Origin of the sequence: Pseudomonas sp. Mn2068 (assembly GCF_049319725.1) — a bacterium.
Taxonomy (GTDB): domain Bacteria; phylum Pseudomonadota; class Gammaproteobacteria; order Pseudomonadales; family Pseudomonadaceae; genus Aquipseudomonas; species Aquipseudomonas gingeri.
The window spans coordinates 253017-279049 of sequence record NZ_JBMOUG010000009.1 but is presented as its reverse complement, the minus strand read 5'-3'; the positions used below and the strand labels follow the sequence as shown (position 1 = coordinate 279049).

Sequence of the window (26033 nt, the reverse complement as noted above, 5' to 3'; positions counted from 1 at the left end):
TCATAAACTCTTGAAAGGGCGGGGGGGGGTTCGCGAGGGGGTTTTTTTGCTTTTTCCCTGCCCTTGCGAGCCCCCCCCCCGCTCCCACAGACTCTGTTACTCCCACACCAGCCTTTCGTCACAGGTACTGTTACTCCCGCGCCAGCTTCCCGCCCACAGGCGCTGCTTCCTGCTTCTCGCTGATCACCTGCAAGCGATACTGCTTGTCGGCCTTGATCTGCTGCTCGGTAAACGGCAGCACGCTCCAGGCCTTCTTCGAGAACGCTTCGGTCTGGTCGCGGAAATGCGCCGAAGCCGGGTCGCTGGACAGTGAGAACGCCAGCAGGCCCTGGGCCTGCGGACCGTTGTCGTCGAAGCTGACCACCTGCAGGTAGCTGGTACCGCTGACCACCTCGCGCTTGCCGTCCTCGCCGGGAACACTCTGGATCGCGTTGTACACCCCCAGCGTGGCCGGCCCGCCATGCACCGGTACCGGTTGCCCGCCCTGGCTGACCTGCTGCACATCGCCCCACTGCGTATCGGCCTTCAGCCCCGCCTTGTTCACGCTCTCGACCGACGCCAGCATCGCTTCGCGCACGGCCCTGGCCACGTCGGCCTGCTCGATGTCCAGTCCGCGCGGGGTGTGCTGCGGATCGGTCGGATCGAACTTGACCCGCCAGATATCGCCACTCTCGAACAACTGCCCCATGACATTCTGGAAATGCACAAAACCCAGGCCACTCTGCAGGTTGGCGTGCTGGTCCCAGCTCTTCAGGCTGTCGCACAGCGGTATCAGGGCCGTGGCATCCGCGCCCAGGTCGGCGGCACAGAACTGCAGCAGGTCCGGCAGCACCTGGCCGGCGAGGTAGACCTGGTCGTCCATCACCATCCGCTGCAGATCCTCGACCTTGACCGGCCCGGCCTGGTTCAGGCGCGCCAGTTGATCGAGGGCAAAGCGCGCACGCTGGCCAAGGGGCTGGCCGTCACGGCTGATCACCGGCGAAAAACCCTTGAGCGGCGCCGCCGGATTGACCATCCAGGCCGAGTCATTGGAGTTCTGCACGTAATCGCCGCGCTCCAGTTGCGGCAGCCGGTCCGCCGGGAAGATCCCCTTCTGCGCGGCGTTCGCCGCCACGCTCCAGGCACAGCCGCGGCGCGATCCATCGAGCACGATCAGCTCGGTGCCGGCCCGCGGGTCACTGCATTCGCTCAGCTTGGCGGCGTCCACATAAGGCACCACCGACAGGTTCATGTACAGCGCCCGGCCCTGGTCATCCACCGCCAGGGTGTTGACCCAGGGAATCCCCTGGATCTTGTGCACCGCCGCCTGCAAGGCCTTGAGGCTGCCGGCCCGGTTCATCGCGTACCACTGCTGCAGCACGCGGTCGTTGTCCTGGTTGGCATCACGCAGGCTGAAGGCGACCTGACGGTTCCAATCGAGCTTGCCGGGCCATTGCACCACCGGTCCGAACACCGAGCTGTAGACCACCCGCGAGACCGCCTTGTGGCTGCCATCCGGCTGGCGAACCTGGACAGTCACCTGGCGCTTGTCCATGGCCGTGGATTTTCCATCGAGCAGATAACGGGTCGGGTCCTTGGGGTCGAGTTGCAGTCGATAGAGGGTGAAATGCTTGGACGTGTCGACCGTGTGGGTCCAGGCCAGGTGCTGGCTGAAGCCGATATTGATCAGCGGCAGGCCGGGCAGCGCGGCGCCCATCACATCGAGCTGACCGGGAATGGTCAGGTGCATCTGATAGAAACGCATGCCGCCGACCCACGGAAAATGCGGGTTACCGAGCAGCAGGCCACGACCGTTGAACGAGCGCTCGCGTCCGACCGCCACGCCGTTGCTGCCGCGATCCAGGGCGAACCGTTGCATGCGTTCGGCAGCCAGCTCGAAGGCCATCGATGGCACCTGTGCGGTCTGTTCGGGCGGCGTTGCCGCCACCAGCGCTTCGGCGAACTGACCGACACCACCTTCGACCAGCAGGCGCCGGGTCAGCTTGACCTGGTCCAGCACGGTGATCGGTCGCACCCAGTCACCCTGGCACTGCGCCGGCAGGCCCTGGGCCTGGCGCTCGCGCAACTGCCGGTTGTAGCCGGCGACATACCCCTCGACCCGCTGCCTGATCTCCGGGCTCTGCGCCTGCCAGAACGCCGAAACCGCCGCCGGCGTGTTGAGCCAGTTGAAGAACAGGTCGCTGGTGAGGTTTTCCCGTTGTTCGACCGTCAGCGCCTCGGGGCCGAAATACTTCGAGCGCTCGCCGTTGACCGTGACGATCTCGTTGGCCAGCAGGCACAGGTTGTCCTGGGCATAGGCGTAACCGATGCCATAGCCCAGGCCCCGTTCATCGCTCGCCAGGATGTGCGGGACACCGAAGGTGGTGCGACGGATATCGGCGCTCAATTCGCTGTGTGCGGAACGGGCATGGGCGCCCAGGCTCAGGCCGATCAGCAACGTTGCAAGGCAGCACCTGGAAAATGGCCGGGAAGTGATCACGCAGACTCCTGATAGAACAATCGAGTACCAGGCAGCGCGAGACATGACACGAACGGGCGCCTGGAAAAACCGGCGCCCACGGGGAAAAGCAACGGGCAGCCGATGCCTGCCCATAAAGACGAATGCCGCACGCGGAATTTAGTCGACCGGACAGCTGCGGTTCAGCGCCTCGACATGCCTGCGACCTGATAGCGACAAATTTTCTACATTCGGGGCTTCATGATTTATCCGTCTCGTTCGTCTTAACAAGCGAGAGCAGACATCACTTTCCTGATCAGGCTCTGAAAAGGAGTTTTTGCATGTACGACCAGCACAGGCCAACGGACGGTATTTCCTTGCAACGCGATCCTACCTACAGCTCGGGCGCCATGTTTGCCAAACCCGCCGAGCGCAATGGCAACGAGCGTATTCGCCAACTGCTCAAGCACTTCGGCTTGCGCACCAGCCTGATCCGGCTGAAGGTGATCGATGCCCTGCTCGACGCCGGCAACGGCCAGCGCCGCCTGGGCGTGCGCGGCGTCCACAGTCATCTGCTGGAGCTGGACATTCCGTTGTCCTTCCTCAGCGTGCGCGAAGTGCTCAAGCGCTTGTGCAGCGAAGGTGTCGTGGTGCTCAACACGGACAAGAGCTACAGTCTGCATCCGGACGCCCTGGCGGCGCTGGAACAGCAGGATTGAGGGTCAGGGCTTGACCTTGCGACGCATCACGCCGTTGATGATCACCACGACCACCGCCACGCCGATGGCGATGTACTGGAACAGCTTCTCGCTGATCACGCCGGTGTTCTGCAGGTAGGTGAGGCCGAACATGATCCCCAGCACCACCAGGACGATCAGAATCGAGTATTTCAAACGTTGTGCCTGGGTCATTGCGTGCGTCCTGAAAAAAGCCTGAAACGGAAAATTGTATCGGGTTTGTATCGGCATTCATGCCAAGCGCCTACAGCGCTCGCCGAATAAGCCGGGCCAAACGCAGTCTCATGATACAGCCGGGCAAGAGTTTTCGCTTCCCGGCTTCAACCATGAGGATGTGTCCATGTTTCGTCGAATCACACTGCTGATTCCTGTGTTGCTCATGTTGTCCATGAGCGGTTGCATCATATTTCCCCACGGCGGTGGTGGCTGGCATGACCACCGTTATTACGGAGGCGGTCCCGGTTACTACCATCGCTGACATCCACGGGTGAGCCCTGCGGCTCACCCGTTTCGTTTCAGGCCCCTGCCCCTCAACGCTGGAAACCGATGCCCGGCCGGGCACACACCTCCACCAGCCAATCGACGAACACCCGCACCCGCTGGGACAACTGGCGATGCGGCGGGTAGAGGGCGGACAGCGGCAAGCCCGGCTGCGCTATCCCCGGCAGCACCTCGCACAGTCGACCATCGCGCAATTGCTCGACCACGTGGTAGTACGGAATCTGTGCCAGGCCGAATCCGGCTTCGCAGGCGGCCAGGTAGCCATCGGCGCTGCTGACCGCGACCTGCCTGGCCAGGTGCAGGGCCTGCAACTGACCGTCGTGGAGAAAATCCAGGCCATAGCGCTTGCCGCTGGCGCTGGAAAAGTACTCGACCATCCGATGGGCCGAGAGCGCCTCCAGCGAGTCGGGCACGCCGTGCTTGTGCAGATAGGCCGGGCTGGCGCAGATCACCTGTTCGACCGTCACCAGCGGCCTTGCCACCAGCGAGTCGTCCAGCACCCCGCCACCGCGCAACACGCAATCGATGCCTTCGCGAATCAGGTCCACGGGGCGGTCGTTGAGACCGATCTCCAGCTCGATCAGCGGATAACGCTCGGTGAACTCCGGCAGCACCGGGATCACGATCAGCCGCCCGATGGCCGCCGGCATGTCGACCCGCAAGGTGCCGCGCGGATTCAGGCGCGTGGCGCGAAACACCGCCTCGGTTTCTTCCAGGTCCGCCAGCAGGCGCACGCAGCGCTGGTAATAGGCCGCGCCGTCGAGGGTGGTGCTGACCTGGCGGGTGGTACGGCGCAGCAACTGCACTCCCAGGTGCGCCTCCAACTGCTTGACCAGGATCGTCACCGAGGCACGGGGCAGTTGCAGGCTGTCCGCAGCCTTGGCGAAACCGCCCAGCTCGACGATCCGGGTAAATACGCGCATGGCGTTGAAACGGTCCATCAGCGATCCATTATTTAGAAAATACGAACAGTGATAGCACTTTTAACGGGTTTATCGCGCTTTTGTCGAGGACCACAATGGGCAATCTTTCGTACAGGAGCGCCAACGATGCACACTCGTCAACTGGGCAGGAACGGCCCGCAGGTTTCCGCCATCGGCCTGGGCTGCATGGGCATGAGCGATTTCTATACCACCGGCGGCACCGGCGAAGCCGTCGCCACCCTGCACCGCGCCCTGGAGCTGGGCGTGACCCTGCTGGATACCGCCGATATCTATGGTCCCTACAGCAACGAAGAACTGATCGGCAAGGCGATCGCCGGCAAGCGCGACCAGGTATTCCTGGCGAGCAAGTTCGGCATCCTGCGCGACCCGGCCAATCCCTCCCTGCGCGGGGTCAACGGCCGGCCGGAGTATGTCCGCAGCTCCATCGACGGTACCCTCAAGCGCCTGGGCATCGAAACCCTGGACCTGTACTACCAGCACCGTATCGATCCGCACGTGGCCATCGAGGAAACCGTCGGTGCCATGGCCGAACTGGTCAAGGCCGGCAAGGTACGTTATCTGGGCCTGAGCGAAGCCTCGGCGGCGACCCTGGAACGCGCGCACAAGGTCCATCCGATCAGCGCGCTGCAAAGCGAATACTCGCTGTGGAGCCGCGACCAGGAGGACAACGGTTGCCTGCAGGCCTGCCAACGACTGGGCATTGCGTTCGTACCCTACAGCCCGCTGGGCCGGGGCTTCCTCACCGGAGCGCTGAAAACCCCGGACGACTTTGCCGCCGACGACTTCCGTCGCACCAGCCCGCGCTTCCAGGGCGAGAATTTCGCGAAGAACCTGCAACTGGTTGCGCAGGTGCAGGCACTGGCCGCGCAGAAAGGGGTCAGCGCCGGGCAACTGGCGCTGGCCTGGGTATTGGCCCAGGGCGACTACCTGATTCCGATTCCCGGGACCAAGCAGCGCAAGTACCTGGAAGAGAATGTCGGCGCACTGGACGTGCAGTTGAGCACGGCTGAACTGCAGGCGCTGGAGGCGGTTTTCCCGGCAAATGCGGCGGCGGGCACCCGTTACCCCGAGGCGGCGATGAGCAGCCTCAACCGCTGAGCAAACGGCTTGCCAGCGAAGAGGCCCCTGGGCCTTGCGGTGTCTGTCAGGGCGCCTTCGCCGGCAAGCCGACTCCCACAGATTCAATCAGTGGCGCGCCATAGCCCTTGTGGGAGCTGGCCCGGCGCTCCTGCGCCTGCCGGCTCCTCCCCTCAGAAATCCCGCTTGTAGAAGATATCCAGCGAACTCGCCACGCCACTCGCCGCCTCCAGGTACACGCGCTTGCTCAGCAGGTAGCGCAAGGCAATGGTATTGGCGGGTTCGAACACGCCCACGCCGTAACGCAGGCTGAGCTTTTCGGTGATCTTGCCGCTGGCCACCACCGCCGTGTTGTTGCCACTGCCCTGGGTATCCAGCTCGAAATCCTGGATGCCGAGGTTCTTCGCCAGGTCCGAGGTCACCGACGAACTGCCCATCAGGCCCAACCCCAGGGCGGCCTGGGCGAGCATGTTGTTGTCTTCCCCGGTGGTGCTCAACGGACGCCCCAGCACCAGGTAGGACAAGGCCTGTTCCTGGCTCATGGCCGGTTCCGAGAAGATCTGCGTGGTCGGTTGCTCGGCGCTGCCGCTCAGGCGGATCCCGGCGATCACATCGTCGGTCTGGCGGATCGCCTCGATATCCAGGTACGGCTGGTCGACCGGGCCGGCAAACAGCAGGCGCGCGCGGCGGATGGTCAGGCGCTGGCCGTAGGCCCGGTAACGTCCGTCATTGAGCCGCAACTCGCCACGGGTATCGAGGTTGTCACCGATATGCACCTGCCCCGCCAGGTTCGCAGTGAGGCCGAAGCCGCTGAAGCTCAGCTTGTCCTGGCCGACCACGACATCGATGTCCATGGCGATGGCCAGCGGGGTCTTGCCCTCTTCGGTCTGGTGCCCGACGATCACCGTGTCGTCCGACACCTTGACGGTCGACGGCGGTAACTCGCGCACGGTGATTTCGCCCTTGGGCACCAGGACCTTGCCCACGATCGCCAGCTTGTCGCCGCGCATGGAAATCTTCAGGTCCGGGGCGACTTCCAGAGTCGCGTAGGGTTCGACGGTCACTGGCAATTGCGCGCCCTTGACCGCGATATCCACCAGCAGCGCGTCAGCCCAGCCGACATGCCCGCCCAGGCTGCCCTGCCCCGACTCGCCACCCTTCCAGGTGCCATTGAGCTGCACGTTCTCGCCGGCGATCTGCGCCTGGATCTGCAGGTCGCTGATCGTGGTCGGCAGTTCCGGCCCCGAGATTTCCCCACCACTGAGGCTCAGGTTGCCGTTGACCTGCGGCGCCAGCAGGCCACCGGACAAACGTCCGCTGCCGTCCAGGCGCCCGGCCAGTTTCTCGACCATCGGCACGAAAGGCCGGATCACGGTGAGATCAAGCCCGCCGAGACGAAAATCGCCACTCAGGGGTTTGTTCTTCGCCAGCGGATTGATCTGCGCCTGGAGGGTCAGTTCGCCCAGCTTGCCGCCGCGAAAATCCAGATGGGTATCGACCCGCCGAGGCGTCAGGTTGCTGGTCAGGCGGAGGGTTTCATAGGGGAAGTCCAGCCACTTGCGGCGCTTCTCGCGGATGCGCAAGGTGCCGCCACTGGCGTCGACCACGATCTGGCCTTTCGGCCCGCCCGCCGGCAGGTCCAGTTGCAGGTCGGCGTTGAGCCGGTCCTGCCAGGCGAAATCCCGGGGCATCCACTGCGCCAGGCTTTCCAGGGGGAATTGCTTGAGGTGATAACGCAATTTGGGCTCTGGCATCAGGCGCTGGTCCTCGCCGCACAGGCTGGCGTCGCCGGACATCCAGCAATGGGCACCAAAGGTCAACCGACCATCGGCCAGCCGCTCCAGTTTCGCCGGGTTCTGCAGTTTCCAGTCCTGGCCGCCGGTCTGCACGTCGCCCGAGGCCAGGCGGCCGCGCCAGTTGCCCTGGTCCAGCGTACCGTCCAGGCCCAGGGCCAGTTTCAGCAGGGGCCCCTGCAGATCCAGTTGCAGTTGCTGGCGCTTGAGATCGCCCTGACCATTGACCAGCAGGTTGCCCAGGTCGGTTTCCCCGAGCTTGATCGCGTTACCTTTGAGTTCGAGACGGGCGCGCTGGGCGTCGTCGAGGTTGGCTTCGAGGCTGAGGCTCTGCAGGCGGTTGTCGGCGAACACCAGTTGCTGCCCTTGCAGGCTGACCTTGCCCTGGGGCGCCCTGAGGCTGCCGGCGAGATCGACCCGCCCCTTGAACTGTCCGCGCAACTGCGGCCAGAGCTGGCCGAGACGCGGCATATCGAGGTCGAGCTGGCCGGCCAGGCGCTGTTGCAGGCTGCCGTTGCCGGTGATGCGGTTGTCCCCCAGGCGAATATCCAGGGCGCCGAGATTCCACTGCTCGCCGGTCCCGGCCGCCTTGGCCTGGAGCACCGCCGGTTGCCCGCGCAGCCGGCCCTTGAGATCGAGATCGGCCGCGAGGTCGAGTTGCCCGTTCTTGAACTGCCCCTTGCTGCGCAACGGCCCGGCCAGGGTGCCGGGCAGTTCCGCCAGCCAGTAAGCCGGGTTGAGCGCACTGAGGTCCAGCGCGGTATCCCAGGCCACGCCGTCGGCAAACTGCAACTTCAGGTAACCGCTGGCCTTGCCCTGCCCCGCCGTCAGTTCGAATTGCGGCAGGGCGATCTGCTGCAGGTCGCCGCTGAACGGGCTGAGCAGGTTGAAGCGGCCCGCTGGCCCGTCGAGGTCAGCCTTGAAATTGCCCAGGTAGTTGCCGTCGGTGTAATGCACTTCGCCGATAAAGGTCCGCGCCTTGACCGCCGGTTCATCGATCAGCGGATACAGCCGATGCCAGGGGAAATCCAGCCAGTCGACATTGGCGTCGGCACTGAAGCCCTGGTGCCAGTCCAGTTGCCCGCTGACCTTGAGGCGCTGGTCGGCACTGGCCGTCAGGTCCAGCGCGGCGATCTGCGCGCCGTTGGCATCGACCCGGCCTTGCAGCGCCAGGCCGATCGGCCCCTGCTCGGCCGGCAGGGTCGCCTGTCCCTGCAACTGGTAGCCGTTCTTCAGGTCGCCGTTGCCGGTCAGTTCCAGCTGATTGAGTTGCAGGGTATCCGGCAGGTCGGCGCTGGCCTTGAAGCCGTCGGCGGTGATCTTCACCCGCGCCGGCAGGTTTTCCGCCAGGGCCTGCAACTCCCCCGTCAGTTGCCCTTGCAGGTAACCGCTGCTGTCGGCCTTGAGTCGCAAGGTCTTGAGCAGGTCGCCCTGGATATCCAGGGCCAGCGACCACGGCGTGGCGCCGGGTGCCGGCAGCAGCAACTTGCCCCGCAGCGCCAGTGGCCAGTTACCGGTCGGCTGCAATTGCCCGTACAGTTCCAGGTTCAGGTCATCGCGTTGCAGGTGCAGGGTGTCGATCTGCAGACCGTTGTCCGCCCAGCGCGCCGCCAGTTGCAACGCCTTGAACTGCTCGCTGCCATCCAGCAGGAGACTGCCGATCCGCACCTGCCCCAGGCGAATCGCCACGGGCAATTTCAGCTCGGGCAAGGTCAGCGGCCCGCTGCTGGTTTGCTCGCCCGGCGCGAAGTGCAGCTCGACCCGCTCGACATCCAGTTGATCGATACACAGGTTCAACCGCGCCAGGCACGGCAGCGACCAGTCGAAGCGCGGCTGCAGCAGCTCGACCTTGCTGCCGTCCTGCTGCCAGAGCAGGTGATCGGCACTCCATTGCCCGCCGAGACGCCCCTGGAAATTCTCCACGCTCAAGCCCGGCACCTGGGCCAGCGCCCAGCGGCTGCCAGACTGGGTCCCGAGCACCAGCCCCAGCAGCGTCGCCACGAGCAGCAGGCCGGCGAGGAACACCAGGCCGGCGATTTTCAAACCACGCTTCACAGCTCAGGCCCCATTGAAAAGTGCAAACGGATACCGCCGGGATCATCCAGCGCATGGGCCAGGTCGAGACGGATCGGACCGACCGGCGAAACCCAGCGCACGCCGATGCCGACGCCGGTCTTGAGGCTGGGAAAGTCCAGGGTATTGAACGAATTGCCCTGGTCGACAAAGGTCGCGATGCGCCACTTGTCAGCCACGGAATACTGGTACTCGAGACTGCCGGCCACCATGTAGCGGCCACCGATCCGATCGCCCTGGTCGTTTTCCGGGGACAGGCTCTGGTATTCGTAGCCGCGCACGCTCTGGTCGCCACCGGCAAAGAAACGCAAGGACGGTGGCACCGACTTGTAGCCGTTGGTGGCGCTGCCGCCGAATTGCACCCGACCGAGGAAACGGTGCTTGTCCAGGACCGTGGTCAGCCCCTTGAGCATGGCGGTGCCGTACAACAGGTTGTTGTCCGAGCCCAGGCCCTCCTTGGCGACCTTGGCATCGAACTGCAGGCGATAGCCGTCATGCGGGTCGATGCGGTTGTCGCTACGCAGGTACGAGTAGCTGACACCCGGCATCAGCAAGGTACTCAGGCCGGAGTCATCGCCCAGGCGATACTCTTCGCGCTGCCATTTCAACGAGATCACCCGCTGCCAGCCGCTGGGCAGCTTGCTGTGCCATTCCGGGCCGACGGTGAGCAGCTTGCTCAGGCTGTCGGTGTTGGCCAGTTCTTCATATTGATAGCCGGCCGCCCAGCGCAGCTTGTCGGTCAGTGGCGGATCCAGCGGATGGTCGTACCAGATGCCGACGTTCTGCCGCGGCGCGGAGATTTCGCTTTCGATACCGTAGCTGTCACCCTCGCCATTGACCCAGTGGCGGGTCCAGTTGGCCTTGCCCCGCGGGCCGACGTCGGTCGAATAGCCAAGGCCCAGGCCCATGGTGCGCGGCTTGCGGGTCTGCAACTGGACCTCCACCGGAATCACCCGGGCCGTGGCGGCGGTCGGTGCGGCGTCCACCCGCACACCCTCGAAGTAACCACTCGATTGCAGGGCCTGGTTGAGTTCGGCGATCAGCTCGGAGTCGTACGGGGTATCGGGCTTGAATGGCACCATGCGTTGCAACAGGTCATCGTCGAACGGCGTGTCACCGGCGAAATGCACATGGCCCAGGGCATAACGCGGGCCGCTGTCGTAGACCAGTTCGATATCGGCGACACCGGCCTGCGGGTCGACCAGGAGTTTCTGCGCGGTAAAGCGTCCGCTGAAGAAACCGTAGCGCGAGGCCTGGTTCTGGATCAGTCGCTTGGCGTCTTCGTAATGACCATGATTGAGCACGGCGCCGGGCTTGAGCGTATCGCTGCGCGGCACGCGGAATGCCTTCAGGCTGGTGGCCGGCCCCTCGATGCGCACGGTCACATTGCGCAGGCGCACCGGTTCGCCGGGGTCGATGGTGAGGATCAGGCGCGGCGTCTTGCCGCCCTCGACCTCGGTTTCTATCCGCGGCTGGTAGTAGCCCAGGGCCTGGGCGGCTTTTCGCGCCTGCTCCTCGGCCCCCCGGCTGAAACGCTCGAGCCCACGCTCGCCACGATTGCCGAGGCTACCGATGTAACCTTCCACATTGGACTTCAACTCATCGTTGGCCGGTTTGACCCGAACATCGAGTTCACTTTGTGCCAGCGCCGTCATGCTGCACAAAAGCAGGAGCAAGCCGCTGGTGAATCTTCCTGAAAACGTCATAAGCGCGGATGCTACCACGGGCTGGGGACCGTCATAGAACCCCGTCCGGGGTTAAAGTTCGCACTCAAGCCATTGCTGTTTGTAACACCTGCGGGTTGGCGTGATAGAACACATGTTCCAGGATCGGCCCTACCGCCACTTCGCCGATCTCCTCATAGCCCTGGCGCTTGTAGAACTCCAGGTAGCGCGGATTGCCGGTATCGAGGATGACGCCTTCGGAGTGTTCGTCCTCGGCACACCAGTTATGCACCGCCGTCAGCAGCTGCTCGCCGTAGTGCTGGCCCTGGAACTGCGGATGGATCCCCAGCAGCGGCAACACGTGCACCGAAGTGGAAGGCACGCAGGCCAGCACCGCCTGGTGATAATCCAGGTAACGCCGGGTGCATTTGAAACCGGTGCTGAGCAGCATGCGCATGCGCCAGGCCCAGCTCTCGGTGATCCCCAGCCGGCGTTGCGGCGGCGCGATCAGGGCAATACCGATCAGACGGTCGTTGACCAGCAGGCCGATGGCCGGCAGTTCCTGGAGAAAGTGCTGCTTGACCAGTTCCCGTACCGTGGCGCGGACCCGCTGTTCATAACCCGCGCGCTCGGACTCGAACAGGTAGCCGAAGGTCGGCTCGTGGCGGTAGGCCTGGTACAGCAAGGAACGGGCTTCGCGTGAATAACCACCGTCCAGCAGGTGAACCTGGGCGATGGTTTCTGAAGTGTCGGGCATGACGGTCGATCTCCCTGAACGCTGCGTGGACGCAGCTTGTTGTTATGTACGAGCGCTGGATGGGCGCGACAGTTCAAAGCGACTGCCTACAACCTCTCGATAAAAGACGTTAGCAGCGCATTTGTCCTACCGCCATGCTGGCCGGGATCCGACTTGTCGGCTAGCATCGCTGTTTTGCCAGGACTGCCGCCCATGAAGATCGTCTCGTTCAACATCAACGGCCTGCGCGCCCGTCCCCATCAGTTGGCGGCGCTGATCGAAAAACACCAGCCGGACGTGATCGGCCTGCAGGAAACCAAGGTTTCCGACGACCAGTTCCCCCAGGCCGAAGTCGAAGCCCTGGGCTACCACGTGCACTTCCACGGCCAGAAAGGCCATTACGGCGTCGCCCTGCTCTCGCGCCAGGCGCCATTGAGCCTGCACAAGGGCTTCGAGAGCGACGACGAAGAATCGCAGAAGCGCTTTATCTGGGGCACCTTCGCCGATGAAAACGGCACCCCGGTGACCATCATGAACGGCTATTTCCCCCAGGGCGAAAGCCGCGACCATCCGACCAAGTTCCCGGCCAAGGCGCGCTTCTACGAGGATCTGCAACAGTTGCTGGAGAGCCGTTTCAGCAATGACACGCCGCTGGTGGTGATGGGCGACATCAATATCTCCCCGGAAGACAACGATATCGGCATCGGTGCCGAGAACGCCAAGCGCTGGCTGAAAACCGGCAAGTGCAGCTTCCTCCCGGAAGAACGCGAATGGCTGGCGCGCCTGAAGAACTGGGGCCTGGTGGACAGCTTCCGGCACCTGCACCCCGAGGTGAACGATCGCTTCAGCTGGTTCGACTACCGCAGCCGCGGCTTCGAGGACGAGCCCAAGCGCGGCCTGCGCATCGACGTGATCATGGCCTCCAACGGCCTGCTGTCGCGGGTCAAGGCCGGGGGTGTCGACTACGAACTGCGCGCCATGGAGAAACCGTCGGATCACGCGCCGATCTGGCTGGAACTGGGCTGATCCCCGTTCTCCCAGGCAGTACAAAACCCTGTAGGAGTCTGGCTTGCCAGCGATGGCGGCCGAATTGATGATGCAATTCTGACGGGCCTCATCGCCGGCAAGCCAGCGCCTACAGGGGCTACGGAGTTTTCAAGAAGGGGCCCCGGCCCCGTCCCATGTCATTTAACTGAAACCTGACTGACTCATTCTCGCAGCACTTTTGTTGATAAAAGGTGCCGCCCTCATGCTGCGCGCGCTCTCCCTGCTGATATTTTGCGGTCTGACGCCCCTGGCGTCGGCCGCCCTGCCGCCGCCGCCCGATGACGGCCCGGTGCTGCGTATCCAGGGTTCCAACACCATCGGTGCCAGCCTCGGCCCGGCGCTGGTCAAGGGCTGGCTCGAAGAACAGGGCCTGCGCGGGGTGCATGACGCGGCCACCGGCAAGGACAACGAGCAACGGCTGCTCGCCACCACCGAGCAGGGTCGGCGGGTCAGCGTGGAAGTCGCCGCCCATGGCTCCAGCACCGGCTTCGCCGCCCTCAAGGCCGGCACCGCCGACCTCGCCGCCGCTTCCCGACCGATCAAGGAATCCGAACGCCAGGCCCTGGAACACCTCGGTGACCTGAAAAGCCCCGAGGCCGAGCAAGTGATCGCCATCGACGGCGTGGCGATCATCCTGCATCCGCAGAACCCGCTGAACCAGCTCGATACCGGGCAACTGGCGAAGATCTTCGCCGGTGAGGTGAAAACCTGGGAAGAACTGGGCGGTATCGGCGGAGCGATCCACCTGTATGCCCGCGATGACCAGTCCGGGACCTGGGACACGTTCAAGGACCTGGTCCTCGCCCGGCGCGGCAAGTCCCTGGCCGCCGGGGCCCGGCGCTTCGAGTCCAGCGAACAGCTGTCGGACGCGGTGAGCCAGGATCCGGCCGGCATCGGTTTCATCGGCCTGCCCTATGTGCGCCGGGCCAAGGCCGTGGCCATTGTCGACGGTGATTCGCAACCGATGCTGCCGCTCAACAGCCTGATCGCCACCGAGGACTATCCGCTGTCACGCCGGCTGTTCTTCTACTTGCCGCCCGACCTGCCCAATCCCTGGGCCCAGTCGCTGGTGCGCTTTGCCCAGAGCAAGGCCGGACAGGCGATTGTCGCCCGCAGCGGCTTTATCGCCCAGACCGTCCAGGCTATACCGGTACAGGCCAGTGCGCAGATGCCGCCCGGCTACCAGCAACTGGCGAAACGGGCGCAGCGTCTGTCGGTGAATTTCCGCTTCGAAGAAGGCAGTGCCAGCCTCGACAACAAGGCCCGCCAGGACGTGCTGCGGGTGCTCGATTACCTGCGCGGCCAGAACAAGCTGCACAAGCGGGTGACACTGGTGGGCTTTGGCGATGCCAAGAACGATCCGCAACGGGCGGCGTTGCTGTCCAGGCTGCGAGCGATGGCGGTACGCCGGGAACTGCTCAAGGGCGGCGTGGTGTTTCGCGACATCCAGGGCTTCGGCGCACAGATGCCGGTGGCGGCGAATACCGCCGACGAAGGACGGATCAAGAACCGCCGGGTCGAGGTGTGGGTGTACTGAGGGATCGGCCCTTGCGGGAGGCTGACCTTGCAGGAGACTGACCTCATGGGCAGCCGACCTTGTGGGAAGCCGACCTTACAGGAGACTGAGCTTGAGAGAAGCCGACCTTGTGGGAGCCGGCTTGTCGGCGATGAGGCCCTCAAGACAAGCCTTGCCCTCACGGACCTCATCGCTGGCAAGCCAGCTCCTGCAGGGGACCGGGCTCACCCCGGCAGCGGTGTGGGATTCAGCGTTCCGAACGCATCATCTCCCGCGGCACGTACTTGCCGATCTCGAACTTGCCGATCGCCGCGCGGTGCACTTCGTCCGGACCGTCGGCCAGGCGCAGGGTGCGCTGCATCGCATACATGTAGGCCAGCGGGAAGTCATTCGAGACCCCGGCCCCGCCGTGGATCTGGATCGCGCGGTCGATCACCTTCAGGGCCACGTTCGGCGCCACCACCTTGATCTGGGCGATTTCGCTTTTCGCCACCTTGTTGCCGACGGTGTCCATCATGTACGCCGCCTTCAGGGTCAGCAGGCGGGCCATGTCGATCTCCATCCGCGAGTCGGCGATCTTGTCGATATTACCGCCCAGGCGCGCCAGCGGCTTGCCGAACGCGGTACGGTTGACCGAGCGCCTGCACATCAGCTCCAGCGCCCGCTCGGCCATGCCGATGGAACGCATGCAGTGGTGGATCCGGCCCGGGCCAAGGCGCCCCTGGGCAATCTCGAAGCCCCGCCCCTCGCCCAGCAGCACGTTCTCGTAGGGCACCCGCACGTTCTCGAACAACACTTCGGCATGGCCGTGGGGGGCATCGTCGTAGCCGAACACCGGCAGCGGACGGAGGATCTTCACACCCGGTGCATCCACTGGCACCAGGATCATCGAGTGCTGCTGGTGACGCGGCGCGTCCGGGTTGCTCAGGCCCATGAAGATCAGGATCTTGCAGCGCGGATCGCAGGCACCGGAGGTCCACCATTTCTTGCCGTTGATCACCCACTCGTCACCATCGCGCACGGCCCGGGCGGCCATGTTGGTGGCATCCGACGAGGCGACATCGGGCTCGGTCATGGCGAACGCCGAGCGGATCTCGCCGCGCAGCAGCGGTTCGAGCCAGCGCTGTTTCTGTTCTTCATTGGCATAGCGCACCAGCACTTCCATGTTGCCGGTATCCGGCGCCGAGCAGTTGAACGGCTCCGGGCCCAGCAAGGAGCGGCCCATGATTTCCGCCAGGGGCGCATATTCCAGGTTGGTCAGGCCGGCGCCCAGTTCGGACTCCGGCAGGAACAGGTTCCACAGGCCCTCGGCCTTGGCCCGTGCCTTGAGCTCTTCCATGATCGCGGTGGGCTGCCAGCGATCGCCTTCGGCGACCTGGCGTTCGAACACCGGTTCGGCCGGATACACATAAGCGTCCATGAACGCGGTCACACGTTCACGCAATTCCTGAACCTTGGGCGAATAGGCGAAATCCATGGGCAGCTACCTTCTTGAGCAGGTGGTCGGGGTCATGGAATCGATGCTAGATCAGCTACGAAAATTTACCAAAGCTATTCTCGGCGTGTATTAACATTCATCACCGATATATGATCGGCTGATCGAAACCCCATAATAAGAGCGCCGCGAAATGAATCTGAGCAAGGTCGACCTCAATCTTTTCATCGTCTTCGACGCCATCTACACCGAAGCCAACCTGACCCGTGCCGGGCAGATCGTCGGTATCACCCAGCCGGCGGTTTCCAACGCCCTGGCACGCCTGCGCGAAACCTTCAACGACCCGCTGTTCGTGCGCACCGCCCAGGGCATGGTGCCCACCCCGATGGCCCAGAACATCATCGGTCCGGTGCGCAACGCCCTGTCGCTGCTGCGAATCTCGGTCCAGGAAAGCCGCATCTTCAACCCGTTGCAGGCGAACAAGACCTACCGCATCAGCATGACCGATCTCACCGAGGCGGTGATCCTGCCGCCGCTGTTCCAGCGCCTGCGCCGCCTGGCGCCGACCGTGGCGATCGAGAGCTTTCTCTCCAAGCGCCGCGAAACCACCAAGGAACTGGCCGCCGGGCGGATCGACTTCGCCGTCGATGCACCGCTCAACACCGACCCGCAGGTGCGCCATGTCAAGCTGATGGAAGACCGCTATGTCTGTGCCATGCGCAAGGGGCATGCGCTGGCGGGCAAGGACAAGCTGACCCTGGACGATTACCTGGGGCTGACCCACATCCATATTTCCAGCCGCCGCAACGGCCTCGGCTACGTGGACCTGGCCCTGGGCAAGATGGGCATCCAGCGCAAGATCGCCCTGCGTTCCCAACATTACCTGATGGCCTCGCAGGTATTGCAGCAGACCGATATGGTCATGACCGTGCCGGAGCGCTTCGCCCGCCGGCACGACCTGCATTACTTCCAGTTGCCGGTCAACGACGTGCCGCCGGTGGAAACCCACCTCTACTGGCACGAAAGCACCGATCAGGACCCGGCCAACCGCTGGATGCGCGAACAGATGATCGAGTTGTGCCAGCAGGTCACGGCCCACGAGAAGAAGCTCGACAAGGCCTGACCCCGCACAGGGCCCGCGCGGATGCCGACATGCTTGACGTATACGTCAAGCAGCCCTTAGCTTAGCGCCAAGACCTTTGCCGAGCGCTTTCATGAGCAGCCAGACCTACAGCATCTCCGACCTCGCCCGCGAGCTCGACATCACCACCCGGGCCATTCGCTTCTATGAAGAGCAAGGCCTGCTCTGCCCCGAGCGCCGCGGCCTGGAACGCATCTATTCGGCCCGCGACAAGGTGACCCTGAAACTGATCCTGCGGGGCAAGCGCATCGGTTTTTCCCTCGCCGAATGCCGCGAGCTGATCGAACTCTACGACCCCACCAGCGGCAACCAGAAACAGCTCAACAGCATGCTGGCGAAAATCACCGAGCGCCGTGCGCAACTCGAACAGCAACTGCTGGATATCGAGCAGATGCAGCTCGAACTCGATACGGCCGAGGAACGCTGCCATCAGGCCCTGGCGCAGACCCTGGAAACCCAGGCCAGCCAGATCCTCTAGGCGCTCCATCGACAACAACCCCATTGCGCAAGGTATCCCCATGTCCCTACCTACCCACGTACGCCTGATCGAAGTCGGCCCCCGCGATGGCCTGCAGAACGAGGCCCAGCCCATCAGCGTCGACGACAAGGTCCGCCTGGTGGACCGCCTGACCGATGCCGGCCTGGGCTATATCGAGGTCGGCAGCTTCGTGTCACCCAAATGGGTTCCGCAGATGGCCGGCTCCGCCGAAGTCTTCGCGCGCATCCAGCGCAAGGCCGGGGTCACCTACGGCGCCCTGGCGCCCAACCTGCGCGGCTTCGAAGACGCCATGGCCGCCGGGGTCAGGGAGGTGGCGGTGTTCGCCGCCGCTTCCGAGGCCTTTTCCCAACGCAATATCAATTGCTCCATCAGCGAAAGCCTCGAACGTTTCGTGCCGATCATGGATGCCGCCCGCCAGCACGGCGTGACCGTGCGCGGCTATGTGTCCTGCGTCCTCGGCTGTCCCTACGAGGGCCCGGTCGCCGCCGAGCAGGTCGCCGTGGTGGCCCGCGAGCTGTATGCCATGGGCTGCTACGAAGTGTCCCTGGGCGACACCATCGGCACCGGCACGCCGGGGGCCACCCGCCGGATGTTCGAGGTGGTCTCGGCCCAGGTGCCACGGGACAAACTCGCCGGGCACTTCCACGACACCTACGGCCAGGCCATGGCCAACCTCTACGCCAGCCTGCTCGAAGGCATCCAGGTCTTCGACAGTTCCATCGCCGGCCTGGGCGGTTGCCCCTATGCCAAGGGCGCCAGCGGCAATGTCGCCACCGAAGATGTGCTCTACATGCTCAACGGCCTGGGCATCGACACCGGTGTCGACCTGGATCGCCTGCTCCTGGCCGGCCAGGAAATCTGCGGCGTGCTGGGACGTGTTACGGGGTCGCGGGTCGCCAAGGCACGCCAGGCCGGTTGAATGTGTCCGGGTGTTACCGTCTGGAAACACAAACGAGTAACACGGAAACAGGTTCAGCGATTTTTCCTGCAACGATTGTCGGACAAAATTTTCAAGCCATTGATTTTAAAGGCTTTGCAAAAGTTGGCACGCCACCTGCTATATCTCCTGCATAACAAGAATAAAAAGCAGCAAACCAATAAAAACAAGACGTACCGACTCTGACATAACAAAAACAACACGGCAGAGACGCAGCTAACAGATTTTTTTGGAGAAGGTGTGCTTTCAGGGGACTTGACCGTCACCCGCAACCGGGCAGAGAAAAATAAAACTACCTCAAGGTAGCTCCCGAACTGGTTGGATCACCTGATAAAGCAGATCAGCGCTCAAAAAAATACGTTTGCTCTTTGACCCCGGATGGGGGTCAGCCAAAACAGCGGTAAAGGGCCACGGTTGACAAAAACAACAACAGACCGCCCCTCAATAATAAAAAAAGAGCATACAACAACGCATTCAAGGGGAGCTTCGGCTCCCCTTCGTGTTCCTGCCATTTGCTGACCCCCTCCCCGTCCATATCTATGTAACGCATCCGCGGATCCACCGACCGGATACTGAATCCGCCTGCGCCAGCGTCTACCTGCCCCCAGGTACAACACGTGGCGCCGTCCATTCAACCGTCAGGAAAATCGGCAGATATCACAGTGTCTCCAAGAATCCCGCTCAAGCCAGAAACGCCCACCCTTCGCGTGCCCGGATCAAAGACGCCGAGCCTCCCCGAATCCTCGCTACCCCACCGTGAGCCAACTATCAGCGGCTTGCGCGTAAACCGGCCGGACCACCCGGCGCTTGCCGTCGGCCAGGCCCACAGCCAGCCGCCCCGGGCACCGGCCGGCACGCCGGCGGCTGCGGACATACAACTGACGTCCTTGCCAGCTCAACCCGTGGCCGGAACCTCCCGTTCGCTGGACAACTACCGGGTCGCCGCGACCGCGGCATTGCCGCCACCCGACCCCCAGGGCCTGCGGATCGCCAGGAAACGGCACTATGTCGATCTCGACGAAGGCGGCACGGTGATGGTCGCGTATGACGCGCAACTCGAAACCTACCGGGCCAGGCGTGTCGATGAGTTGCTGCCCTCCGGCCCGCCGTTGTACCGGACAGGCCACGGCGGCACCTGGGGAACGCACCCCGTGCCAGCGTCCCCCGCCCAACCCGCCATCAGCCCGCCACCGCCCAAACGACCGCGCCCGGCCGAGGAGCCGGCACCCGCCGTGGTCGTCGCCAAGTTCAACTACACCCTCCGCAGCCGCTATACGCTGCTGGCGGGCCCCGATGGGCAAGGCTATTACCGCTTGCGAGATAATGATGCCGCCAGGCACCCTGGCGCCGCGGAGCGTGTGTTCGCCTTCAGCAAGGACGACGACCATTGGGCACTGGTCGATCCACCGACAGGTCGCATGGACGCCAGCGGCCAGTCCCTTGCCCCCGACAAGCTGCCAGCCTGGACCGACCGCGATATCTGGGAGCACTACGGATTGCACGGCAACGCCATCGACCGTTTCCGGGCCGATGCCGCAGCGCTCGGCACACCACCGCAATGGGCCCGCCCCAGCCAGGAAGGTAGTACTCGCCAGCAACTGATACGGGCACTGAAATGGGCCCATCCGGACCAGACCGCGGAAGAACGCGGGGAGCTACTGCGACGCTACAACCTGCTGCCCAGCATGCTGCCGCGCCTGCAACAGGCGCTCCAGGAAAACGGCGCGATCCCGGAATGGGCCGAGTCGCACAAACGCCAGTCGATGGCCGAAACCCATCCACGGCGCTTTGACCTGCTGGAACAGGAGGTGATGCCGCAGATCCGCAAGGTGCGCAACTTCGAGCCGCACACCCTCGAAGCGGATTTCGACGCCTACTACACCGGGCCATTCCTGGAAGCCTTCCTGCTCCGGCTCGGCTACCGCAAAAACATCCATGGCTGCCTGTACCGGACGGACATTCCCGCGATGTTCAGGAGCGAAGACCGCACGCCGTTCGAGCTGGCCCGGGATGGCTGCATGCTCGCCCGCGAGCACCATGCAACCGGCTCGACCACGAAAAAAGCCCTGAGTGCCACCTTCAGCCTGAGCGACGCCAGAAACTACAGTGTCGGTGGCGGGCCGGGCGCCGGCCAGTTGCGCTACAACACGCAAACCAATAAATACCCCGGCAAGCGCCCGGAATCGGAGAGCGACTCCGACAGCGAAGCGAGCAGCCAGGGGCGTTCGTCGGATACCTCATCGGCAGCCTCCGGCAGCACCGGCCAGTCCGCTGGAACGGCATCCAGCGGTTCGGGCGCCGCGCTCTCACTCGACAGCGAACGCGGCTACACCACCTACCGGCACCGGCAGACCACCAGCTTCACCTATATGATCGATACACGTGAGATCGAAGTCGTGCCGGGTCAGGAAAATCGCCTGTTCAACCGCGACTCCCGCGACCGCCACTTCTTTCCCTACGACGATATCGAAGGGCATATTTCCGTTTCCCCTAGGGGCATCGCCGCCGGGCGGATCTGGCTGGTCAACTCCAGCCTGACCCGTGCCGCCAGTGTCCGTGCGATCCATGCGGCGGCGGGACAAAGCGCCGCCGACATCGAAAGTGCGACCTGGAGCGGCACCGATAACAGCGCGGTCTACGACCAGTTGATCGACCAGGTGGCCGAATCCGGCGGCACGGTACTGAACTGGCCGGCCGACGGGAAAATCTTCGCCGATGACGTGATCTGGCCGGTCCCGAAAAACTGACGTCACCTCCCGGCCGGGTGAATACCTACCGCAGCCCCGGCCGGCACGCCGAATACCCTGCCCCTTCGAACCACGAATCGGGCTTCACACCATGACCACCACCACGTCGGCGGACGCCGGTTCCGCCACTGTCCCCAGCCGCCCCCCCGCACTGCGCGGGCACCGGGGGGTTCACTATGAATTCATCAAGGGCAAGTTCCCCGAATGGCTGGTCCGGGCCGACACCCGGACCCACCTGGCCCTGGGCCAGCGCGCGTTGGGTAAACTGCCTCGGTTGAAAGACGCAGCGCAGGTCTTCACCCACCTGCACCAGAGCTATACCGCCTGCCGCTATTTCCAGCGCAAGGTCGAGGACATACTGCGCAACGTGAGCACGGTCGAGGCCTTTGCCAAACCGCTGCTGGAGCAGGCGCTCAAGGACGAATTCGGACTGACGCTGGACGTCGGCAAGACCTTTATCCTCCAGCCCACCAAAGGCAGCCCGGGGGACCTGCGCTCATCCGTCGCCACCTTGCTGCACGCCGCGCTGCACAACTACGAGGCCTGGGAAACCAGGGACGGCAAGCTGGACGCGCCCGGCCTGCCCGCGGCAATCTACAACAAACCGCCCCTCGATCCGGACGCACGGCGCCTGGCCCTGTCGCCAGCCGGTTTCGCCGCCCTGTGCCGCAAGCTGGACCTGGGCCGGCAGTACCAGAAACATCTCGCCGGGGTGTTCTTCCCCACCGCCAGGGCCGGCGAAGCGACGCTGGAAGCGCAACACGCCGTGCGCGGCCATTTCACCGTTTATGACGCCTATGCCCTCGAGACGCAGGTGCATATCGCCTTCCTGCAACGTCACCTGGACGACGCGGCCTATCGGCTGATGCTGGAAGTGGCCAGGGGCAAGCAGGTCCCCGTGCCAGCCGGACATCCACAGCGCTGCTTCACCCTGAGCCTGCTGCGGATCGCCCTCAACGGCATCCTGGTGGTGCGCACCGACGACCATGCCCGCAGTTGGGTGGTCTATCTACCGGACGATCCCTTCCATCCGGTCCGGCAATATCCATCCCGCGCGGCCTTCGAAGACCACCTGCGAGAGAAGCTGCGGGACTTCGAGTACCTGAAGTTCTTTACCCGTTTCATTCCCCAGCGCTCGCGAGCACGTTTTTTCGACAAGCTGCGTGAACGCCTCTCACCGCGCCAGTGGAACGGCTATTTCTATCAGCCGACCCCCGACCCGAAGGCCAGGCTCGATGTCGCCGGCGACCTGATCGACAGCTATGTGTTTCGCCAGCGCTACCAGCAGAAGGTCGAGACCTTCTTCGAGGATGCCCTGTTCATCGCCGTGCCCACCGCGGAAAAGGACCGGCAAAGTCTCACTGCCCGCCTGGAGCACTACCTCACGATTGCCCTCAATGTGCTCAATGTCGCGGCGTTTATCGTTCCCGGGCTCGGCGAAGTCATGCTCGGGGTGGTCGCGGTCCAGTTGGGCAGCAGTATTTTCCACGGCATCGACAGCTTTGCCCTCGGCGAAAAAAAGCAGGCCTGGGCCTACCTGACCGGCGTGTTGCAGAACGTCGCGTTGATCGCCGCGCTCGGGGCCGCCGGAGCGTCGGCGGCCGCCGCCGAAAACGCGGCAATCGGCAGTGCCGGATTTGTCGACGGGCTGCGTCCGATAAAATTGCCCAATGGCGATATACGCCTGTTCAACCCCGACCTGGCGCCCTTCGCCCACAAGTTGGTGCTGCCGGCGACCCTGGAACCCGATGCCGCGGGCCTCTACCACCACCAGGGACGCACCTACCTGCCGCTCGACGGCAAATTCTACGAGCTCAAGCCGCAGCCATCCTCCCCGCGCTACCAGGCCCTTCATCCACGGAAAACCGACGGCTATGCACCGGCCTTCAGGCACAACGGCAGCGGTGCCTGGGTCCACGAATTCGAGCAACCACAAACCTGGGATGACCTGCGGGCGTTTGCGCGCCTCGGCCCGGACGCCGCGGCCCTGGACGAAAGCGCCGCGCGCAGTGTCATGGGCACCAGCGGCGTCGGCGGCGATGTGCTGCGCAGCGTGCACCTCGACAACCTGCCACCCCCGGCGCTGCTGCGCGACACCCTGATCCGCTTCAAGCTCGACCAGGACCTCGGCAAGCTGATCGCCCGCCTGCAGCGCGGCGATGCGCTGGGCTATTCCCGGGACGAGTTGCACATGACCCTGCAACTGCTGACCAACCGCCCCGTGTGGCCGACCTCGAAAGTGCTGCGCCTGCTGGACGAGCAGAACGTCACGCTGAGCGAATACCCGCCCGGTATCGACAGCCGGGTGGCGCGCCTGGACGCCACCTGGGACAGCCTGCACGCCAACGATCTGCTCGAACTCGTGCTCACCCGGCTGGGCGAGCGCGAGATCGCCAGCCTGCTCGACGAAGAATTCGGCCAAGGCCCGCTGAGCCTGACGGTGCGCACCCGCAGGCTGCGGCAGATGCTCGCCAGGGAGGCAGTGCAGCGACGACACAGCCTGTTCGCCTCCCACTACGAGTTTCGCAGCCGCCCGGCCAATCCCTCGGCGCCGGTAACAGTGATCCAGCGGGACTTCCCCGCGCTGCCGAGCCTGGTCGCCGGGGAACTGGTCGGCCAGGCCAACGGCGCCGAACTGCAACGACTCGCCGCCGGATCGGTGCCACTGCGCCTGGCCGACGGCCGCCTCGGCTATCCGCTGAGCGGGCGCGGCACGGGCCGGGCGCTGCGCTCGTTCCAGTTCAACCGCCTCGCCCAGGAGCTGTACCCGACCCTGCGCCTCTCCGAGGTGGAAACCCTGCACGGCCTGCGCGACCTGAGCCTCGGTGCCGGCATCGAGCGACTGCGGGCCCTGGAACTCGAATACGCCACCCTGGAAGACGAACTCGACGCCTGGATCGGCGGGCCCCAGACCAGCGCCGAAGCCAACGGCAAGCGCCGGATCGCCATCCAGATCAAGCGTTGCTGGCGCCATGAAACGGACCTGGCCACCGACGCCAGCGGCCAGCCCATCGGTGGCCGCCAGCTCAGCTTGGCCGGCTATGCCGTTGAACGCCTGCCGACGTTGTCGGCCAACTTCGACCATGTCACCGACCTGCACCTGCGCGGGCTGGCACTGACGGTCTCGCCGGAACTGGACGGTTTCCTGGGCACTTTCCGCCGCGTGCAACGCCTGAACCTGAGCCGCAACGCCCTGACCCGGTTGCCGTCCGCCCTGGAACGGCTGACCGAGCTCAGGCACCTGGACCTCAAGGCCAACCGGATCGTCATCACACCCGCCACCGGCGCGCCGCTGACCCACCTGACCCGCCTGGAAGTGCTGATCCTGGAAAACAACAATACCCTGTCGATGCTGCCCGACCTCAGCCCACTGACCCGCCTCGCCTACCTGCACCTGCGCAATACCGGGCTGCGCCAGTGGCCGCCCGGTTATGACCAGCTTCGCGCCCTGCGCCGCCTGGACCTGAGCGACAACCACATCGACACCATCCCCGACGAAGTCTTCGCCAGCGACCCGCAACGCCAGCGCCTTAACCGCGCGATCAACCTGGAAGGCAACCCGATCCCCATCGCACTGCGCCGGCGCGTCGACCTCTACCGGCAGGAAACCGATCTCGACCTGGGACTCGATGTACTGGTCGAAAGCGACGATCAGTCGGAATGGAGCAGCGACTCGCGCCCTCAATCACGGGTCAGCTCCCGCCACGGCCGCTGGGGCACGCCCTCGCCCGTACCGCGTGACAGCACGCCCTGGCTCGAAGGGCTGAGCCGGGCGGAACGACATGCCCGACGCGACCTGTGGCTGCGCCTGGCGAGCGACGATATCGAAGCCTCCGAAGCCTTTTTCCGGGTGCTGGAAGACCTCAGGTTCTCCGCCGACTATCTCGACGCCGAATATCGCCCCGAACTGTCCAACCGGGTCTGGCACATGGTCAGGGCGGCCACGGAAAATAGCGAGTTGCGCGAGCAACTGTTCAGGCGCGCCAGCGCGCCGGATCCGGACAGCTGTGAAGACGGGATCACCGTGGTGTTCAGCGACATGGGCTTCGATGTGCTGTTGCACGAAGCCAGGGCCCTGCCCCTCGAACAGCGGGAAGGCGAGCTGCTGCGCCTGGCCCTGGGCAAATTGCACCTGGAGTGGGTCAATCGTCATGCCCACCGCCTGATCGACGCCCGCAAGGCCATCGGAGTGAACCCCGATGAGGCGGAGGTCTACCTGGCCTTTCGCATCGGCCTGGCGCAACGGCTCGACTTGCCCTGGCAGGCCAGGACAATGAAGTACGAGCGGATCGCCGACGTCAGCAGCCGCAAGCTCGACGAGACCTACCAGCTGATCCTGGCCCGCAAGCGCCTGCCCGGCGAAACATCCAGGGGCCTGCTCGACCAGCCGTTCTGGAAGGACTATCTGGAAGAACGCTTTCATGACGGACCACTCCAGGCGCCACGGGAAGATCGCGACCATCTGATCGGCGCACTCGACGATCTGCTGTCCGCGCAACGCGAATGGTTTGACGGCAACCCCCTGGACGAGCGGCAGAACGCCGACCTGGCCAATACCCTCAGGCAATCGGCGCAGGCACTGGGGCTGATCGCCGATGCCACCTTCGCCGCGGCCCTGACGGACAGCGCCTACCTGAGACTGTCCGCCGATATCGCCAGACCCTATAACGACACCTTGAAGCAATTGACCGAACAGTTGCTGCGCCAATACGGCCTGTAGCCTCCCGGTCGCTCCCACGCTCCAGCGTG

At 64.3% G+C, this 26033-nt stretch carries 16 protein-coding genes; 9 read left to right on the top strand and 7 right to left on the bottom strand.

Annotated elements, in window-relative coordinates; genetic code table 11:
• Positions 1–130 precede the first annotated feature (130 nt).
• Positions 131–2479: an acylase gene (locus tag ACL9RJ_RS21460; RefSeq protein ID WP_422765647.1), complete on the bottom strand. Its 2349-nt coding sequence runs from the start codon at positions 2477–2479 to the stop codon at positions 131–133.
• A gap of 299 nt (positions 2480–2778) precedes the next feature.
• On the opposite strand from ACL9RJ_RS21460, the gene ACL9RJ_RS21455 reads away from it, so the two are divergent.
• On the top strand, positions 2779–3156 hold the full coding sequence (locus ACL9RJ_RS21455; protein WP_017125822.1) for a fe2+ zn2+ uptake regulation protein: 378 nt from the start codon (positions 2779–2781) through the stop codon (positions 3154–3156).
• Between the two features lie 3 nt (positions 3157–3159).
• Here the strand turns inward: ACL9RJ_RS21455 and ACL9RJ_RS21450 are convergent, their stop codons facing one another.
• A complete protein-coding gene (locus tag ACL9RJ_RS21450; protein WP_017132048.1) occupies positions 3160–3348 on the bottom strand; it encodes a hypothetical protein in 189 nt (62 codons plus the stop codon).
• A 356-nt stretch (positions 3349–3704) separates the two neighbouring features.
• On the bottom strand, positions 3705–4616 hold the full coding sequence (locus ACL9RJ_RS21445) for a LysR family transcriptional regulator (RefSeq protein ID WP_017125820.1): 912 nt from the start codon (positions 4614–4616) through the stop codon (positions 3705–3707).
• 108 nt (positions 4617–4724) lie between these two features.
• Between ACL9RJ_RS21445 and ACL9RJ_RS21440 the strand changes: the two genes are divergently transcribed.
• On the top strand, positions 4725–5717 hold the full coding sequence (locus ACL9RJ_RS21440; protein ID WP_017125819.1) for an aldo/keto reductase: 993 nt from the start codon (positions 4725–4727) through the stop codon (positions 5715–5717).
• Between the two features lie 152 nt (positions 5718–5869).
• On the opposite strand, the gene ACL9RJ_RS21435 is transcribed toward ACL9RJ_RS21440, so the two are convergent.
• The 3 genes from ACL9RJ_RS21435 to ACL9RJ_RS21425 all read right to left on the bottom strand — a co-directional run bounded on the left by ACL9RJ_RS21435 (position 5870) and on the right by ACL9RJ_RS21425 (position 11983).
• Entirely contained in the window at positions 5870–9544 is a 3675-nt protein-coding gene (locus ACL9RJ_RS21435) for a translocation/assembly module TamB domain-containing protein (protein WP_422765645.1), read from the bottom strand.
• Complete coding sequence (locus tag ACL9RJ_RS21430; protein ID WP_177084829.1) at positions 9541–11268, bottom strand: autotransporter assembly complex protein TamA; 1728 nt, start codon at positions 11266–11268, stop codon at positions 9541–9543. The genes ACL9RJ_RS21435 and ACL9RJ_RS21430 overlap by 4 nt, the downstream gene beginning before the upstream one ends.
• Before the next feature lie 64 nt (positions 11269–11332).
• Positions 11333–11983, bottom strand: a complete 651-nt coding sequence (locus ACL9RJ_RS21425; RefSeq protein WP_017125816.1) for a GNAT family N-acetyltransferase — start codon at positions 11981–11983, stop codon at positions 11333–11335.
• A 192-nt stretch (positions 11984–12175) separates the two neighbouring features.
• Here ACL9RJ_RS21425 and xthA point away from each other — a divergent pair, with 192 nt between their 5' ends.
• Both xthA and ACL9RJ_RS21415 read left to right on the top strand, forming a co-directional pair.
• Positions 12176–12988 (top strand): exodeoxyribonuclease III, encoded by an 813-nt coding sequence (xthA, locus tag ACL9RJ_RS21420; RefSeq protein WP_103033108.1) that lies wholly within the window; start codon positions 12176–12178, stop codon positions 12986–12988.
• A 223-nt stretch (positions 12989–13211) separates the two neighbouring features.
• Positions 13212–14546: a substrate-binding domain-containing protein gene (locus ACL9RJ_RS21415; RefSeq protein WP_178991591.1), complete on the top strand. Its 1335-nt coding sequence runs from the start codon at positions 13212–13214 to the stop codon at positions 14544–14546.
• 226 nt (positions 14547–14772) lie between these two features.
• Here ACL9RJ_RS21415 and ACL9RJ_RS21410 read toward each other — a convergent pair whose 3' ends face one another.
• Positions 14773–16002: an acyl-CoA dehydrogenase gene (locus ACL9RJ_RS21410; protein WP_017125814.1), complete on the bottom strand. Its 1230-nt coding sequence runs from the start codon at positions 16000–16002 to the stop codon at positions 14773–14775.
• 151 nt (positions 16003–16153) lie between these two features.
• Between ACL9RJ_RS21410 and ACL9RJ_RS21405 the strand changes: the two genes are divergently transcribed.
• The 5 genes from ACL9RJ_RS21405 to ACL9RJ_RS21385 all read left to right on the top strand — a co-directional run bounded on the left by ACL9RJ_RS21405 (position 16154) and on the right by ACL9RJ_RS21385 (position 26004).
• Positions 16154–17083, top strand: coding sequence for a LysR family transcriptional regulator (locus tag ACL9RJ_RS21405; RefSeq protein WP_017125812.1), 930 nt, complete (start codon positions 16154–16156; stop codon positions 17081–17083).
• A 91-nt stretch (positions 17084–17174) separates the two neighbouring features.
• Positions 17175–17579 (top strand): MerR family transcriptional regulator, encoded by a 405-nt coding sequence (locus ACL9RJ_RS21400; RefSeq protein ID WP_017125811.1) that lies wholly within the window; start codon positions 17175–17177, stop codon positions 17577–17579.
• Positions 17580–17619: 40 nt separating this feature from the next.
• Complete coding sequence (locus ACL9RJ_RS21395) at positions 17620–18519, top strand: hydroxymethylglutaryl-CoA lyase (protein ID WP_017125810.1); 900 nt, start codon at positions 17620–17622, stop codon at positions 18517–18519.
• Between the two features lie 794 nt (positions 18520–19313).
• Positions 19314–21284, top strand: coding sequence for a hypothetical protein (locus ACL9RJ_RS21390; RefSeq protein ID WP_177116418.1), 1971 nt, complete (start codon positions 19314–19316; stop codon positions 21282–21284).
• 91 nt (positions 21285–21375) lie between these two features.
• Entirely contained in the window at positions 21376–26004 is a 4629-nt protein-coding gene (locus tag ACL9RJ_RS21385) for a dermonecrotic toxin domain-containing protein (RefSeq protein ID WP_422765643.1), read from the top strand.
• Positions 26005–26033 lie beyond the last annotated feature (29 nt).